A 16,662-nucleotide genomic window follows, 5' to 3' on the forward strand; every position below is an offset into this window, starting at 1 on the left:
CTATTAAAATATAACTAGAAACATAGTATTCTAGTTAGCTCCAAAAGGTTGTTCTTATGTAAGTTTAATCGAATAATTATATATATATATCGGCGCTTAATTAATGAGCTATTTAACTCACTTATATGACTTAAGAAAAGACATATTTTCAAATTTAAAGGCTTAATAAGGAGGTTGTTGAACTATGAGTGGCGCTGCTGCTGTGAAGCACATACAAAATAGATATATTAATAAATTTCAAGAATCAGGGGCACTAGATCGCGAGCATTCGGTTACCCTTGATGAATTAGGCATGAGAGAAAGTAATGTTTTCAATAGAATGGTCAAGAATAACATCTTTATCAAATGTAATAACTCTAAGTTTTATCTCGATCTTTCTGCACTTGAAAGTTATAAACGATCAAAGCGAAAGCTTGGATTATATATCTTGATTGCATTAGCCGTATTCCTTGTCTTTTATTACTTAATTTACAATTAGGTAACTATATACAATTTCATACTTATAAAATTCCATTAATCTATTTACTCCTAACTACAAGATTTTAGTTAAGACAATGAAAGTATTAGCTTTAGATCTATGTACGAGATATTAAAAAAGCTTTATGCTAAATGTAAATGCAAAAAACCAAGTAGAAAGACTATAGAAGAGTTGATGTATTGGTACTATATCTTCATTGTAGTTTAAGACAAATATTTATGTGTATGCTGATACATACATAGCCGTAGAGTTCAATATCAAAATGTTGGACTCTATTTTACTGTCTAATAGTCATCCATGAAAGCCAACTTTCAGAAAGCATAATGAAAGGGATCTTACTTATAGGTGTAAGTTGGTGTATAAGGTATGATTTACATAACATATAATTTTCTTTCTCAGTGAACATTATGAAAAGAGAGCTATCATCAAAACTATTGTGATTTGATGACTTCTTAATTAATCAAGCTGAGGTGATGAATTTGAAAAAAAGGTTTAGAGTATACGGCTTTTCCTTGGTAATGATATTTTTATTAAACTTATTAGCTTCCTGTGCTCTACAAGAGAGACTGTATGATGCTCCTAAAGAGCCAGCTACACCAGACCCAAACACAGTAAATCTTGTGATAGATACCTTAAACTATAAGGATATGCCTAGAAACTTTAGAAAAACTACTGATTTGACCGTGCTGCAAAAAGATAAGACCATAGATGTGAAAGGCTTAGATAAGCTAAATATATCTGGAAGTCAGCAGTTTTCAGGCTTTAATCTTCCACTTGTCATAAGTGGTATAAATACTAAGCTTCCTACTACAGTAATTGATTTAAGACAGGAATCTCATGGCTTTATAAATGACATCCCAGTGAGTTGGAAGAACTTAAAGAATGATGCTAATATTGGTATGACAAGGGAGCAAGTATTGGCAAATGAAAAGAGTAAGCTGCAGAGTATTAAGCTCAATGTTCCCATTACTTTTTTTAATCATCCTAATATGCCAGTAACGCCAACTAAGGTTCAGGATGAAGAGCAGCTAACAAAAGACAAAAACTTAAATTACATTAGAATCACTGTTACTGATGGTAAGATACCTACAAACGATATGGTGGATTACTTTATCCAAGTAGTTAAGGATCAGCCTAATAATACTTGGCTTCACTTCCACTGCAAGGAGGGAATAGGAAGAACCTCCACCTTCATGATAATGTATGATATGATGAAGAACTCAAAACAGGTTTCTTTTGATAATATAGTAAAGAGGCAATTAACCCTAGCAGGCTTTGATGAAAATCAAATAAGACTTTTCTATAATAAAGAGAGAACAGCTTTTTTACAAAACTTTTATAAATACTGTAATGAAAATAAAGATAACTTTAATGTTAAATGGAGTGAATGGATTAAGACTATTACTACTAGTAATAGTCCTTTTTCTAATTATGTAAAAAACACCTTAAAACCAAAACAACTTTATGTTATATCCCAAGATCGGTTATCAGAAGCTGAAAAAACCATGCTATCTACACTCCAAGGGCTAGTTAATAGTCAATCTGCATATCAGATTTATATATTAAGTTCTAGTCAGCCAGATTATAGGTTATGGTTAAATGATCTCAAATCCAGTTATGGAGTAAACTTTAAAAATGTTTATGATCCTTGGGAGCTAGTACATATGTTTAAGGATTATGTAGAAGGTTATGTACTTTATAGCGGAGGTGACAACCCATCTATAAACAATGCCTGTTCTTTATGTGGATTAAAAAACTCTATTGCTGTGGATAAAAGTATTGAATATAAGGTAAAGCTTCACGGTATAACAAAGCTTAAGGGTGATTGCAGGAATACAAATGAGGCTTGGGCCTATGAAAACTTGTGGAATAAAGGCTTAAACCATAGTTTAGTCATACAGCTTCAGCCTAGCAAAGCTTCAGCTCTAAGAGATTATGCCTTAATGTCAAAGGCGCTAGTATTCTATGAAAATGATCCTAATACTACAAAGCTTAGAGAAAAAATATTTTCATCAATGGATAAAAATTCAGTATGCCTAGGTTGGGGTCCAGATGAATTTGTTAATGTAAGCACAGCTTCTAAAAATGGAGTAAGTGTTGTGGCAGCAGATTGGTCTTATAATCTAACAGTTCTAAGTTCCTTCGACTCTAAACCCTTAATGCAGAAAGCTGAAGATAAAGAAATACCAAAAGAAGACAATGTCCATTATGTTACCTTTATCATGTCTGATGGAGATAACCAACAGTGGAATCTTGGCTCCAATTATAACTCTCAAAAGTGGTTTGGATCTACAAATAGAGGAAAGTTCCATATGGGATGGGGCATAAGCCCATCGATGTATTACTTAGCACCTACAGTTTTTAAAAAATATTATGACAGTGTTTCTAATAAACCTTTTGAGGATTATTTTATAGTTCCTCCTTCAGGTAATGGTTATATGTACCCAAGTAAGTTTGAAAAAAGCAGCTTAAAATTATATTTACAGCAATTAGATGATTATATGAAAGACACTGATGAGAAATATATGGCGGTTATAGATGATGGTAGTTTTCATGACAAGAGGCTTTGGAACAAGTTTACCGATAAGCCTCATATGAAAGGTATATTTTATTTAGATTATCATAGGCATGATAACTATCACGGAGAGATAATATGGTCTAAAAATAAACCAATAGTATCTTGCAGAGATTTGCTTTGGAGTGGCTTAGAAGATGAAAGCCAGTTAGTTAAAAATATTAATGATAGAGTTGAAAATGGTGAAACCAATGTGAAGGACCCTAAAGCCTACACCTTTGTATATGTTCATGCCTGGAGCAAGACTATGGATAATGTGAAATCTGCTATGGATATGTTAAATAAGAATCCAAAGGTAAGAGTAGTTAGTCCAAAGGTTTTTATGGAGACTATTGATAGAAATGTAAAAAGATAATGTTATTTACAAGTTGTAGCGTAATAGAGTGAGCTGTTTATAATAAGAATTGGAGTTTCAAGGCTCCTATTATCAGTGATAGGAGCTTTGAAAACAGCCTTGGGATTTAGGTTGTATATTTTATAGAGGTCCGAACTCGGCTATTAATTTATGCATGCATAAAAATAATCCAAAGATTCTATATTTGAGCAATTGTGAATTAAGTTTCTTTATAAAGTTCCTAATTCAACTGTCGGTTTACAAGTAGTGGAAGATGACCATGGTCTATTGTTCTCTGATGGATATGCTAGGATTCTATACAGTAGCTATTTAGTTAATGTAATTATGCTCTTAGAGAAAACTAGACTAACTTTAATTATTTTGTTATTTGTAACATTGTGTTGAGTATATCTATATACATAGCTCAAAGTAATTATATGGAATTTTATTATATTTTTACAATTTAAGGCTTGTACTGTAAAAAGAGTGGTGGTATAATTTGACTGAAACAAGAATTAAAATGTTTGGCGCTAAACATAAGACTTGAATCAATAAGTATAACAATAATAATATTAATGAGTTTCGGAAATTAGTTTGACATATAATTTCCTTATTTATTGCACCTTTGAGAAAACGGTTGCACTGTCAGGTGATGTTATTCTAGTGATTTCCAATAAAAAAAAGCTTGGAGGGTTTTAATAATGAAGAAAAAAATAATTGCTTTAACACTTATTTGTGTTGGTCTAATAGGAACTACAGCTTTCGCAAATTCTATTAGAAGTAATGGTATTAGTGTTTCCAGTGGATATGACTACTATGGGAATGTTAGTCATGGTGGAAGCGCATATACTTACACCTATTATGATAAAGCTGAAGCATGGTTAACTGCATATAATTCATCTAATAAACAAATAGATTATAGGTATGCTAGTGGATGGACATCAGCTGTTACAGATGATGTATATAATCGTGATATCGCAAGATTAAAAGGCGAGCATAGAGGCTATGACGGAGAGTATTTAGTGTCTAATTACCAATTTTAATAAAGAATATTGGGGGAGAAATCTACTTGGTAGGATTTCTCCTTATTTTAAAGGATGATAGTATGAATTATATTAAAAGTAAGAATATATCACTTATTGTAATGATAATCTATTTTGTCATAGCACTATGTATTTCTCTTACAGTAGGTAAGATTGCTGATGTAATAAAGCAAAGTAAGGCGCTTAATTGGTATGTTACCGATAATGCTGTTTCAGTAGCAATGGTTGATAAGATTAATTATGAGGATTTAATAAGTACTATGAGTGAAAAAGGAACAGTGATAGAAAAAAACTTAGTAGATTTTTATGATGATGAAGATAAGCCTTATGAGGGAGTCGCTCTGTATTTTAATAGTAAGCTTTCAGAAAGCCCTAGCATCTTGAAAGGGCGATTTTTAAATAGTGACGACTTTAGCAAGGCGGAAGGCTTTGCTGTAATAGGGAAGAATCTTTTAAAAAATACTATTGAAAAGGATGGAAGCAGAATTTTTGTTTATGAAAAAAAGCAATATAAGGTTATAGGTATATGTGGAGATGATAATAAGGATGTACCTGACAACAATAGGTTTTATATAAATGTTAATTACTACATGAAAGGCTTAGAGCATTCAAATGATATAGGGTGGGTTTTTGATAATATATATGGGAAAAGAGATTTTATATCAAAGCTAGAGAGTGGTCTCAATGTAAAGATTGATGAAAGAGATGTAAAAGCATTAAATACTAAGTCTCTTGTGATAAATGGCATGAGAGATAAAAAGTCTAATCTAATTAACACAGCCGTAGTATTAATCACATTAATAATTACACTTGTAAATACTTCTTTCTTCTGGTTTGGTAAAAGACGAAAAGAAATTGCAGTAAGAAAACTTTGTGGAGGCACAAATAAGCGGATTATAATAAATCTAATGCTTTCTTATATAGGACAAGCGATTTTTGCATCAATGTTGGCTGTATTTACCCATTGGATAATTAATACTTTAAAAACAAGCACAAGTTTATTACAAGTAGATGGAAGTGTATCACTTATAAATATAGTTGTTCTAATTCTAAGCTCATTAATTATAGGTAGTATAACGATTATATTCCTTCTTTTAGATATATTAAAATTGGAATGTAATGATATGATGAGGAGGAGTAGAGTATGACAAACTTAAAGTATTTCTTATATTCCTTATCAAGAAAGAAAACATTTTTTATAATGTCTGTGTTTCAGATAACCTTCTGCTTAACTTTAGTATTTAGTTTATATTTAGGGTACAGATATTCTTATGATAGGATAAGCAATATAATAAGTCTATATCATGGTAAAAACATATATGAATTGAATAAAGTAACATTTCCTAGTAATAATATTACAATGAGTCAAGCTAAAGAGCTTGCTGCAACGATGGAAGCTATGCAAAATGTTGAATATATAGATTTTAAGCAAGAATCAACCGCTGCTAAGTATTCAGATAAGCTTAAAAAGTTCATTATAAAAGGACAAGAGAATGCACCTTACTATAATAGTGAAAGAATAGCGGTATTAAAGTCTGTTCAAGTTAATAATACCCTTATAAAGCTAATGAACTTTCCTCTAAAGCAGGGTAGTTGGGATCAAGTTTTGAAATATAATAATAAAAATATAGAGATAACACCAGTAGTTCTAGGGAGTGATTACTTAGATTCATTTAAGCTTGGAGATACGATTGAATACATTAATCCAAGAACAAGAGCCTTTAGTAAACTATTAGTAACTGGCATAATGGATAAGGGAGCTACATATGTTGTTAGTTATAATGGTGTAGGAGTAAGTTTAGACGATGCTATAATTTATCCAAGGATAGATGTTGAAGATAAGAGTGCGCCTAATAGTGATATATATATAAATAAATACTTGGGTAGTCAGGTACTAGTGAAAAGTGACTTAGAAGGTTTTAAGACTAAGGTTAAGGAGTCTGCTAAAAAGCTTGGATACAGAGTTGCTGTTTTAGATCCTGACAAGGAGGCTGAGAAAGATATTAATTATATGAAAAGCACTGTGTCAGAAGCTCAAGTAATAGCTTTAATAATCACTGTGTTTTCCATAGTAAGCTTAACTGTAGCTTTATATAGTAATATATTAAAAAACTATAGAGAGTTTGGTATTCATATACTTTTAGGCTGTAAGAAGTCTGATATCTATAAGCGAATTTTATATGAAATTTTATTCATAACAGCTATTTCTATAGTACTTACAATAATCATAATAAAAAGGATTTTCTATAATAGTCTAAACTATAATTATATAAATGGTAGTATAGGTCTTCTCATCATCTTTGCCATTTTACTAAGTTTAATTATTTCAATAGTGCCTATTCTTCAAATAAGGAAGCTAAGACTAAATAACATGATTAGAGGTGATGAGTAATGATGATGATTGAACTAAAAAATGTTAGTAAGATATATGGCTCAAAGAAAGAAGCTTCAGTTCATGCTTTAAAGAATATAAATTTAGAGATAAATAAAGGTGAGATGGTTGCTATAGTAGGAAAATCAGGTTCGGGGAAGTCAACCTTACTAAATATAATTGGATGTGTAGACAAGCATACTGAGGGAAGCTATTTATTAAATGGTACAGATATAAGTCAGCATAATGAGAATAAACTAGCTTATTTGAGAAACTCAGTTTTTGGGTTCGTGCTTCAGTATTTTGGGCTTATTGAGGACTTTACAGTGTACAACAATGTAGTTATACCTTTAGAATATGGAAAAGCATCAAAAAAGCTTTATAAAAAGAAGATAGAAGAGATTTTGAGTAAGCTGGGAATAAAGGATAAAATGAACTCAACACCTTCCAAGTTATCTGGTGGACAATGTCAGAGAGTTGCCATTGCAAGAGCTATAGTTAATGATCCCGAAATCATACTAGCTGATGAGCCTACAGGAGCGCTAGACAAGCAAACTGGTATGGAAATAATAGAGGTTTTAAAGCAGCTAAATAAGGAAGGAACAACAGTAATAATGGTAACTCATGATAAGGAGATTGCTAATTGCTGTAATAGGATTATAACCATAGAAGATGGAGAAATTACATCAGATGTAAACTTACTTGAAGATAAAGATGGCAAGTGTAAAAGTGAATCTGTATAGTACTTATAAGAATCTAACTTTTAGCAATCTAAAGTTCTTATAAGAAAAAATTAGAAGTTGTTTTAAATCTTAGAAGTAATAGGAAAGCTACTTTAAGGCGGTCATTAAGAAATAATACATTGTTTAGTGTTAGGTATAAAAACTCTACTCCAAAATACATTGGAATTTTAATGGTAGTGTGATATAATATGTAATTAAGTTACGTTTATATATAACAAGTTGTAACTTGACTAAAGAAGCCTAGCGTTTTAAGTTTATATAACCAATAAAAGGTTACTGGATGCTTACCAGTAGCCTTTTATTTATTATTCAGAAAATAACTCTAAAAAGTAAAAAGCGTGCTATCTTCGACCACAGCACGTTTTTACTAACAACTTAAGATAATTTAACTTATAAAACCACAAAAGTTGTTTCCTTATATTAACTATGGCATATTCTCAAGGAAAATAAACTTTAAATTAGTGAGTTATTTAGTGGAATCACTTAAGTTTTATGTTTATTTAATCATCTTAAGAACTGTATTAAATATATAAAACTTCACCCAAAATCAATTTTCAAAAATCCTTTAGTTTCTGAAGGGAGAATTTGAGAATATAAGTTTTATTACGAAGTTATACATCTACAACTAAGGTAAAGGAATTGTTTAGATAATAAGAATACTTAAATACTATTATAAATTGAAACTTTAGCAAAAGCGCTTTACTATAAAGGCTCCAATAACTATGACTAAATATACTGCTCCTAAGCATACTATCAAAGCACCAACCTCAACAGTTTTCACCCCTAAAGCATATAAGATAAATAATCCAAGTCCGCTTCCTATTAAGACAATATATAAAACAATCAGAAAGTATCTCTTTAAAATAGCTACATTTCGTTCATCGATAGGTGGAATATTGGTAGCGTTCTTTTTGGATATTAAGGAGATTATATTAGGTACAAGTAATCCTATGAGACTACCGCCTACAGAAGCCATGGCTAAGGTGTTAAAATTCATATTGGATCTTATGCTTAATACATAAGAAACTACTAATGCTCCTACTATAAAGATTACAGCTAGATACAAATTTGCAAATAAACTAAGTTTTTTTGTTTTCATACAACTAATCCTCCTTACTATTCTTTTCTAAATAAAATAACTGCTCTATAGGTACATCAAAATATTCAATAAGCTTCAAGGCTAGCTCTAAGCTAGGATTGTATTTGTTTTTTTCTATGGCATTTATGGTCTGCCTCGTAATCCTGAGATCTTCAGCCATCTTTATCTGAGTTATTCCTCTTTCTTCTCTTATTTCTCTAATGTGATTTATTACTTTCAAATAAAATCATCTCCTAGTAGTGTAAAGATATCTTTACACTAATTGTATTGCAAATAATTGGATGTGTAAAGATATCTTTACATTATTTTTTGAATTTATATTTTAAACAATGCTATGATTAATTCAACAGGTACTTTAATAGAGCTTAAACAATAAATTAACTTGGGTTCTAAGATCTTTAAAGTATTTAATGGCAGCTAAGTGTAAAAAGTGGAAGAAGGCTCTAATATCTATGGTAGCTTCTATGAAATAAGTATTATTCATAAAACTAGTTCAAAATTTTGATGACTAGTAAGCAGCAATGTTATATTATTTATATGAAAGCAATAATTTGCCATGGATAGAGAAGCATGATAGTACATCATTAATAAACATTTAATTAAGAAAAGCTCCTATCTGAACACATATTGGCAGCTTTAAATGAATATCTGAAAATGTTACTTAGGTAATTTTTCAGATGCACAAGCTTTATAAATACAAATAATACCTGAATGGAGAAATAATTATGGATAAAAAGAAGTGGGCAGCGGTAGCCTTCTCAGTATCATTGATTATAGCTGCTGTGGATTTATTGATTAATATGATTACTTTAACAAATAACAACAGAGCTATGATAAATGAACGAGGAGAAAAGATTCAGACTAATATACTTGATTTATATTCTACAGTTAAGGATGCTGAGAAAGATTTAGCTAACAAGGATACTAAGAGTCTGCAAAGGGATTACTGGAAGTTCAATGAGGCTGGAAAGCTAGACTTACCAAAGAAGTCAGTACCTGATTTCCTTGTAGGTTTGACAAGAGAGTATCAAGAGCTAAATAGATTAAAGGATAGCAATGGATCTGAGCAGCAGATGGCTGAGGCTATAGATAGAACTCAACTTAAGCTAGAGAAGCTTGAAGGGGCACTGAATATTATAATAGAGGATTGCAAGATAGATCCTGTAAAGTATTATTTTCTAGATAAAGAGGAGAATAAGGCTATGGAGAAGGCTTTAAATATGCTGACTGAGAGTAATTCGTGAGCTTTGGGTTTTGTAATACTTAGATGGTATTATAATTTAAGTATGGTATTAATATTTAATTAAAATTAATTTGAGTCATAATTAAGCATTAAAAATACAAGCTATTTTTTCTTGTATTCTGAGAAAACATTGCTACTAATAAAGCACTCGGTGGATAAGAAAACTCTTTACCCAATAAGAAAATAAGAAAGTCTTTGCTAGAACAACCTAGTAATATCAGTTCTTTAGAAAAGCGTTTAGCAATTTAAAATGTCTTTTACAGATGGTTCATTTTAACTGGCTAAACGCTTTTAATTATACATATATTATATATCCTTTAATAAACTGAGCTGAACTGCAGAAACCTTCTGATGATAAGAGGGCATCTTTAAGGATATTCCATACTTACTGCAAGCTTCTGATAAGCTGTAGTATAGCTTTTTAGCATTTCTCACAGAGCAGCTATATCTATCTCCAAAACTCTTCTCATATTTTATACGAAGTCCTGGAAAGCTCTTATCTAATCTTTTATAGTAGTAATCCCTTTGTCTATCACGTAAGGACATGCCAAGCCAAGGGACTATATGCTTAACTCCATAATAACTTGCTTTGTTTACTATATCTAAAATATTTTCTTCAGTATCTTCTATAAAAGGCAAAATAGGCATCATGGTTATACTTGTGCATATTCCTAACTCAGAAAGCACTCCAAGTGCCTTAAGTCTTTCAGAGGAAGAGGGTGCACCAGGCTCTATTATTTTAGCTAGATTATCATCAGTAGTTGTAATGGTTATAGCCACAGAAGCATAGATTTTATTTATTTCTTCAAGCAAATCTATATCTCTTAGAATTAAATTGCTTTTTGTAGTTATATGCACCGGATAGTTGTATTCGGCAATTGCCTCTAAGCAACCACGGGTGATCATATAATCTTTTTCTGACTTAGTATAAGGATCACTCATAGCACCAGTACCTAAGCAGCCCTTCTTTCTTTTATTCTTAAGCTCTTTTCTAAGTATTTCTACGGAATTTCTCTTTACTATAAGCTCATCAAAGTTATCTATTCTATAACACATGCTTCTTGAATCGCAATATATGCAGTGATGTTCACAACCTCTATAAGTATTAAAAGTATAATTAACTCCAAACCAGCTACTAGGGTTCTTACTGGCAGAAAGTAAAGTTTTTGCTTCTATTTCTTTAGGCATTGCAAGACCTCCTAAAATAAATATACTAGAATAGATTATAAGTTCTATAATCTATTCTAGTATACCTTAATTAATAAGACAGCTGTATGTCATAATAGAATAATAAAAACTTGCAAGGGGATGAAGAATAGAATTGTTGTTTAGGATTATACCATAATTATATAAGCATATTGCACAAGAATAAGATGGAAAAGTCTTGCTCGCGGTAGTTACCAAGAGCTATTTCAGAAGTAAATGAAGTTTTATAATCCAGTATTAAGGAATAATAATATATTTATTTGGCATATAGGACTTACGAGAAAGTAAGTTCTTTTTTGTTATGAATACATAGTTTCAAACTCCATGCAAATCCATATTGACAACATGACTTCCTAGTCATATACTATGACTAAGGAGTCACATGACTGAAAAGTCATAAATATTTACGTAAATACAGGTGAGGAAATATGCCAAAGGAAACTTTTTTTAATCTTAATGAAGAGAAACAAGAGAAGGTGATGAGAGCTGCTATAAGTGAGTTTTCCAACAATGGCTTTGAAAAGGCCAACATAGGAAACATTGCAAAGAGTGCTTCAGTTGCCAAGGGAAGTATGTATCAGTACTTTGAAAATAAGAAGGAGCTGTTCATGTTTTCAGTGCAGTGGTCTGCTCAGCTTGTTATGAAAAAGTACGGCAGTTATATTACAAATGCTGATGAAAACATAAATATATTTGATTACTTATATGAAAGCTCAAAAGAGTTATGGGGACAGCTTAATGATGAAAGAGAGTTAATGATCTTTATTCAAGATGTATTCTTAGGTAAGTACAGTCACTTAACCAATGAGTCAATGAGTTACATGATGAAGATTTCTGATGAATATATGCTTAAGATAATAAGATCTGGGAAGAAGAATGGTTATATAAGAACGGATATAGATGATGAGATTATAGCGTTGTTTATGACTGGGGTTTCTGTGAAGATGAAGGAGCACATGATGAATAGGGCGAGAGAGGCTGGAGAAGATATTATGGACGAAAGCTTTGACGTGATAGCGAAAGACCTTAAGAGTATGATTGAACTTTTAAAAAGCGGAGTAGGAACTAAATAAAAGTTATCTCATCTATAACAGCTTAAATACAGCAATATTATTCATTATAAGAGTTACTTGAGAAAAACCTGTATTTTAATATATAGGCTTAGTGAGGTTAACAATCTTATCATATAGGGAGGCATGAGGAAATCATGTTTATAGAGATTACAAACTTAAAAAAGAGCTACGAGACAGGTGAAGTGGTAACTGAAGTGCTTAAGGGTGTAAGCATGACTTTAAATAAGGGAGAAATAGGGGTTATCCTTGGACCTTCTGGTTCAGGAAAATCCACATTGTTAAATATAATAGGTGGAATAGATCGCAGTGATGCTGGTAAAGTCTTAGTGGACAGTGAAGATATTACAAACCTTAAGGACGATAAGCTTACAGATTATAGAAGAGATAAGATAGGCTTTATATTTCAGTTTTACAACCTTATTCCTAACCTTACTGTAGGGGAAAATATAGAGGTGGTATCTAATATAAGCGATAAACCTTTAAACACAGATGAAGTGCTTAAGGCTGTTGGAATGTTAGAAAAGAAATATAGATTTCCAAAGGAATTAAGTGGTGGAGAGCAGCAAAGAGTTGCCATAGCTAGAGCGGTAGTGAAGAATCCAAAGCTGCTTTTATGTGATGAGCCTACTGGTGCCTTAGATTTCATAACTTCAAGGGAAATACTTAAGCTTTTGCAAAAGGTAAATAAGGAGTTCGGAACTACAATACTGATGATTACTCACAATGGTGCTATAAGTGATATGGCAAACAAGGTTTTTAAAGTTAGAAGTGGAGAAATAGTAGAGCAGTTTGAAAATGAAGTGATCTTGCCAGCAGAAAGGATTGAGTGGTAATGGTTATAAATAAAAAGATAAAAAGAACCATGCTAGAAAATAAATCTCAATACATTGGATCATTATTTTTAATTATCATAAGCTGTATGCTTTATACCATGTTCAATCAGCTTACTACCAGCATGAAAAATATATCCTCGTCTTTTGAAAATAATTACTATCAAGAAGATGCCAGCTTCATAGCTGATAAGCAGCTTACTAATATAGCTGATTTGGAAACAAAGTTCAATATGCGTATAGAGCAGCAAAAAAACTTAGACTATAAACTTTCAGAAGGAAAGACTCTTAGATTATTTAGTGAAAATAAAAAGGTAAATCTGCCTGCCATAATTGAAGGAAATGCTCTAACTGGAGAAGATATAATAATTGATCCTGCTTATGCTAAAGCTAATTCCATAAAGGTTGGAGACAATATAACCATAGCTACTAAGAGTTTTAAGGTGTCAGGCTTTATGTCATTGCCCAATTATATCTATGTAATAAAACAGGAAAGCGACATACTAAATGATCCAAAGAGTTTTGGTATAGCTTCTGTAAGCAAAGAAGACTTGAATAAGCTTTCTGGGGGAAATATTTCCTACGCAATAAGATTTAATGATAGAGAAAATGTTGAAGCTAATATAGCAAGCTTTAAGACTTATTTAAAAGAGCAAAATATAATAGTGCTTAAGTGGAGTAATATAACTGACAATCCAAGAGTAACCTATGAAACTGCTAAGGTTCAGGGAATAGAGCAGATGAGTTCTTCAATGCCAATATTCATCCTTCTTTTAACCTGCATACTTACAGGAATAGTTATATGGAGAATGCTTAAGAAAGAGTTTGCATCCATAGGAACTCTATATTCCTTTGGGTATAGGAAAAAAGAAATAATGAGACATTATATAACCTTTCCTTTATCCATAGCAGTTGTTGGTGGAGTTATAGGAACTATTCTAGGAGCAGCTACAGTTAAGCCTATGCTTAAGGTTATGCTTAGCTATTTCAATATGCCAATGGGAAATATACATTTTGATTTAAAATACGTGCTTATAAGTATCATACTACCAATAGTATTTTTAGGGGTATGTGGGTACTTTGTAGTAAATAGGGCTCTAAAATATTCTCCTTTAGATTTGATTAGAGGCGGAGCAGAAAAGAATAAAGTAGGGTTTATTGAAAAGAGATTAAAGTTAGATAAGCTTAAGTTTTCCACTAAGTTTAAGATAAGAGAGCAGCTTAGAAGTATACCTAGAAGTATCTTCTTATTGCTAGGTATAGCCTTTGCTACAATGCTTCTGCTTATGGGCTTTGTGATGAAGAGTTCTATGGATTACCTTGTTAAGGATACCTATGAAAATACCTATAAATATCAATATCAGTATTTGTTCAATTCTTTACAGACAAAGGACATCTCAGGCGGAGAAGGCTTTTCTATATCTCCTTTTACATTAAAGTCCGATGAAAAACAAAATCTTAGTGTATACGGAATAGCTGAAAATACTCAGTATATATCTCTTAAGAATGAAAAGGGAGAAAAGCTTGATACTAGTAAAACTATAGTAACCAAACCTCTAGCAGATAAGTTGAAGCTTAAAACTGGAGATACTTTAAAACTTATAAATAAGCTTGACTCAAAGGAATATGATATAGCTGTAGCTGGTATTGCAGATACCTATGTTGGTGAATATATTTATATGCCAATCAATAGTTTTAATTCACTTTTAAGTTATCCAAAGGGAAGCTATATGGGAGTTTGGAGTAAGGATAATTTAAACATACCTGAAAGCAAACTTTTAAGCACTGCCACTCTTGATGATTTCAAGAATGCCTTTGATGCCTTAACTAAACCAATGCAAGCTTACGTTGGAGCTATAGCCTTCATGGCCTTTATCATAGGTCTTATAGTTATCTATGTGGTTACTTCTTTAATAATAGAAGAGAACAAGGAGAATATTTCTCTTATGAAGGTTCTTGGTTATAAGAAGAAGGAAGTATACTCGCTGATACTAAATAGCTCTTCCTTCATAGTGGTAATAGGCTATATCATTGGAATACCGCTACTACTTGCTTCAATAAATCAAATGATTAATTCTGCTACTAAAAGCATGAACTTGGCAATTCCTATAAGGGTTAACTATATCTATGCTTTTGTTGGATTTGTTGTGATATACCTTACTTATGAGGTGTCAAAGGCCGTAAGCAGAAGAAAGGTAAACAGAATATCCATGACAGAAGCCTTGAAGTCTAGAGTAGAATAGCATCTTTAAATTAGGTTCTACTAAAAACGTTTTGAAATTAAGTGGTCAGTCATCCGATGCTTAGATGAGCTTACGCAAAGAATTAATATTATTGGATATATCAAAAAATGAAGGGGCTGTTGCGTTAGCGGTTAAAAACCGTTGATGCTCAGCCCCTTTATTTTTTAAGAGTTTATAAGAATTATGACTATATTTTAAAGACTAAAGACTTTAACGTTTCTAATTCCTTTGGCACATTAACTGAGTGAAAATGGATTTCAACTTAATCTGCTCTTCTATAAATACTGTATTAGAGTTTAAAAGTCTTACATTTCATATTAAACTCAATACTATTGATTGGCCTATATGATATAATGTAGATAGAAAGATAATTATTATCTGAACCGTCACTTCCCCAGTAAATTATCTTTTAACCAAGGGTAACCGCTTTTGTGGAAGCAGCAGAGGGGGTGACGGAAGTTGATTAGTGATTCTGTAATTATTGTAGCTATAGTATCTATAAGCTCTATAAGTATTGTGGCTATGTTTCTATTTACTTCTTTAAATAAAGACAAGCTATCCATAAAAGGATCAGCAAATGTTAGTGATTTAATGAAAGGTGAGATTGTAGTTGATTCAGAAAATAACTCTGAAAAGTAAAAAAACGTGCTTCCTCGCTAGAACACGTTTTTTACTAAATAACTCAAGATAATTTTTTAAACTTATAAAACCACAAAAGCGGTTTCCTTATATCAATTATATCATATTTCTAAGAAAAATAAACTTTAAATTAAGGCTATGTTTTAATATAGTGTTGAAAATATATAAATAATTAAGGGAAGCTATTTTGGCTTCCTTAATTGGGCTTTTAAGAATATGGTGTAATAAAATATTCTGATAAAAACACATAAAATTCAATTAAATATTCAATGAATTTTACCATCCATATGTATCAAATTGCACACCAGATATATAATTTGTTATTGCTTTTTTTATATATGGGATAACGTTAGGCGGAAGATTATCAATTTCAAACCATGATAAATCATCACATTTATGTGGTTCCATATTTATTATTTCGCCATCCCATGAATCTGCTGAAAAAAAGAAATCAATTCTTTCATCATTTGATTTTCTGTGCATGACACCTGCAAATTGAATATTCTTTGGTTTGATTTCTATTCCTGCTTCTTCTCTTGCTTCTCTTATCATTGCTGATTTTACATCTTCGTTTCCGTCTGAATGTCCTGCCACTATGCTATAATTCCCATCCTCATATCCTGTATTAAATCTTCTTAATAATAATATTTTACCTTCTCTAATTAGAAAAAGATGTACGGCAACAGGCATTTGAAATCTTTTCTTATTCAAATAAAAAACTCCCTTCTATAGTACGTCACATATTACAACTGTGTAATAAATTATAGTTAATTTACATGACAATT

15 protein-coding genes are annotated in these 16,662 nt (G+C 31.5%); 11 read left to right on the forward strand and 4 right to left on the reverse strand.

What is annotated here, in order from left to right; all coding sequences use genetic code 11:
• The first annotated feature begins 184 nt into the window (after nucleotides 1-184).
• The 6 genes from GXK57_RS00500 (at nucleotide 185) to GXK57_RS00525 (ending at nucleotide 7,544) form a co-directional block, all read left to right on the forward strand.
• A complete protein-coding gene (locus GXK57_RS00500; protein ID WP_160669836.1) occupies nucleotides 185-478 on the forward strand; it encodes a hypothetical protein in 294 nt (97 codons plus the stop codon).
• A 479-nt stretch (nucleotides 479-957) separates the two neighbouring features.
• On the forward strand, nucleotides 958-3,408 hold the full coding sequence (locus GXK57_RS00505; RefSeq protein WP_243156338.1) for a GxGYxYP domain-containing protein: 2,451 nt from the start codon (nucleotides 958-960) through the stop codon (nucleotides 3,406-3,408).
• Between the two features lie 680 nt (nucleotides 3,409-4,088).
• Nucleotides 4,089-4,430 (forward strand): hypothetical protein, encoded by a 342-nt coding sequence (locus GXK57_RS00510; protein ID WP_160669839.1) that lies wholly within the window; start codon nucleotides 4,089-4,091, stop codon nucleotides 4,428-4,430.
• A 62-nt stretch (nucleotides 4,431-4,492) separates the two neighbouring features.
• Nucleotides 4,493-5,578 (forward strand): FtsX-like permease family protein, encoded by a 1,086-nt coding sequence (locus GXK57_RS00515; protein ID WP_160669842.1) that lies wholly within the window; start codon nucleotides 4,493-4,495, stop codon nucleotides 5,576-5,578.
• Nucleotides 5,575-6,822, forward strand: coding sequence for an ABC transporter permease (locus GXK57_RS00520; protein ID WP_160669845.1), 1,248 nt, complete (start codon nucleotides 5,575-5,577; stop codon nucleotides 6,820-6,822). Before GXK57_RS00515 ends, GXK57_RS00520 begins: the two co-directional genes overlap by 4 nt.
• Nucleotides 6,822-7,544: an ABC transporter ATP-binding protein gene (locus GXK57_RS00525; protein ID WP_160669848.1), complete on the forward strand. Its 723-nt coding sequence runs from the start codon at nucleotides 6,822-6,824 to the stop codon at nucleotides 7,542-7,544. The genes GXK57_RS00520 and GXK57_RS00525 overlap by 1 nt, the downstream gene beginning before the upstream one ends.
• Before the next feature lie 685 nt (nucleotides 7,545-8,229).
• Here the strand turns inward: GXK57_RS00525 and GXK57_RS00530 are convergent.
• Both GXK57_RS00530 and GXK57_RS00535 read right to left on the reverse strand, forming a co-directional pair.
• Nucleotides 8,230-8,643, reverse strand: coding sequence for a hypothetical protein (locus GXK57_RS00530; RefSeq protein WP_160669850.1), 414 nt, complete (start codon nucleotides 8,641-8,643; stop codon nucleotides 8,230-8,232).
• 4 nt (nucleotides 8,644-8,647) lie between these two features.
• Nucleotides 8,648-8,863 carry a helix-turn-helix transcriptional regulator gene (locus tag GXK57_RS00535; RefSeq protein WP_160669852.1) on the reverse strand — a complete coding sequence of 72 codons (216 nt, stop codon included), beginning with the start codon at nucleotides 8,861-8,863 and terminating at the stop codon, nucleotides 8,648-8,650.
• Between the two features lie 505 nt (nucleotides 8,864-9,368).
• On the opposite strand from GXK57_RS00535, the gene GXK57_RS00540 reads away from it, so the two are divergent.
• Nucleotides 9,369-9,887, forward strand: a complete 519-nt coding sequence (locus GXK57_RS00540) for a hypothetical protein (protein ID WP_160669855.1) — start codon at nucleotides 9,369-9,371, stop codon at nucleotides 9,885-9,887.
• Nucleotides 9,888-10,192: 305 nt separating this feature from the next.
• Here GXK57_RS00540 and GXK57_RS00545 read toward each other — a convergent pair whose 3' ends face one another.
• Nucleotides 10,193-11,074 (reverse strand): radical SAM protein, encoded by an 882-nt coding sequence (locus tag GXK57_RS00545; RefSeq protein WP_160669858.1) that lies wholly within the window; start codon nucleotides 11,072-11,074, stop codon nucleotides 10,193-10,195.
• A gap of 446 nt (nucleotides 11,075-11,520) precedes the next feature.
• On the opposite strand from GXK57_RS00545, the gene GXK57_RS00550 reads away from it, so the two are divergent.
• The 4 genes from GXK57_RS00550 to GXK57_RS00565 all read left to right on the forward strand — a co-directional run bounded on the left by GXK57_RS00550 (nucleotide 11,521) and on the right by GXK57_RS00565 (nucleotide 15,877).
• Nucleotides 11,521-12,165, forward strand: coding sequence for a TetR/AcrR family transcriptional regulator (locus tag GXK57_RS00550; protein WP_160669861.1), 645 nt, complete (start codon nucleotides 11,521-11,523; stop codon nucleotides 12,163-12,165).
• A gap of 134 nt (nucleotides 12,166-12,299) precedes the next feature.
• Nucleotides 12,300-12,998 (forward strand): ABC transporter ATP-binding protein, encoded by a 699-nt coding sequence (locus GXK57_RS00555; protein ID WP_160669864.1) that lies wholly within the window; start codon nucleotides 12,300-12,302, stop codon nucleotides 12,996-12,998.
• Entirely contained in the window at nucleotides 12,998-15,238 is a 2,241-nt protein-coding gene (locus GXK57_RS00560) for an FtsX-like permease family protein (protein WP_160669867.1), read from the forward strand. Before GXK57_RS00555 ends, GXK57_RS00560 begins: the two co-directional genes overlap by 1 nt.
• Nucleotides 15,239-15,697: 459 nt before the next feature.
• Nucleotides 15,698-15,877, forward strand: a complete 180-nt coding sequence (locus GXK57_RS00565; RefSeq protein ID WP_160669870.1) for a hypothetical protein — start codon at nucleotides 15,698-15,700, stop codon at nucleotides 15,875-15,877.
• A gap of 276 nt (nucleotides 15,878-16,153) precedes the next feature.
• Here GXK57_RS00565 and GXK57_RS00570 read toward each other — a convergent pair whose 3' ends face one another.
• On the reverse strand, nucleotides 16,154-16,588 hold the full coding sequence (locus GXK57_RS00570; RefSeq protein WP_202127649.1) for an NUDIX domain-containing protein: 435 nt from the start codon (nucleotides 16,586-16,588) through the stop codon (nucleotides 16,154-16,156).
• Nucleotides 16,589-16,662 lie beyond the last annotated feature (74 nt).

It is taken from the genome of Clostridium sp. C8-1-8 (assembly GCF_009928445.1).
GTDB lineage: Bacteria > Bacillota > Clostridia > Clostridiales > Clostridiaceae > Clostridium_AR.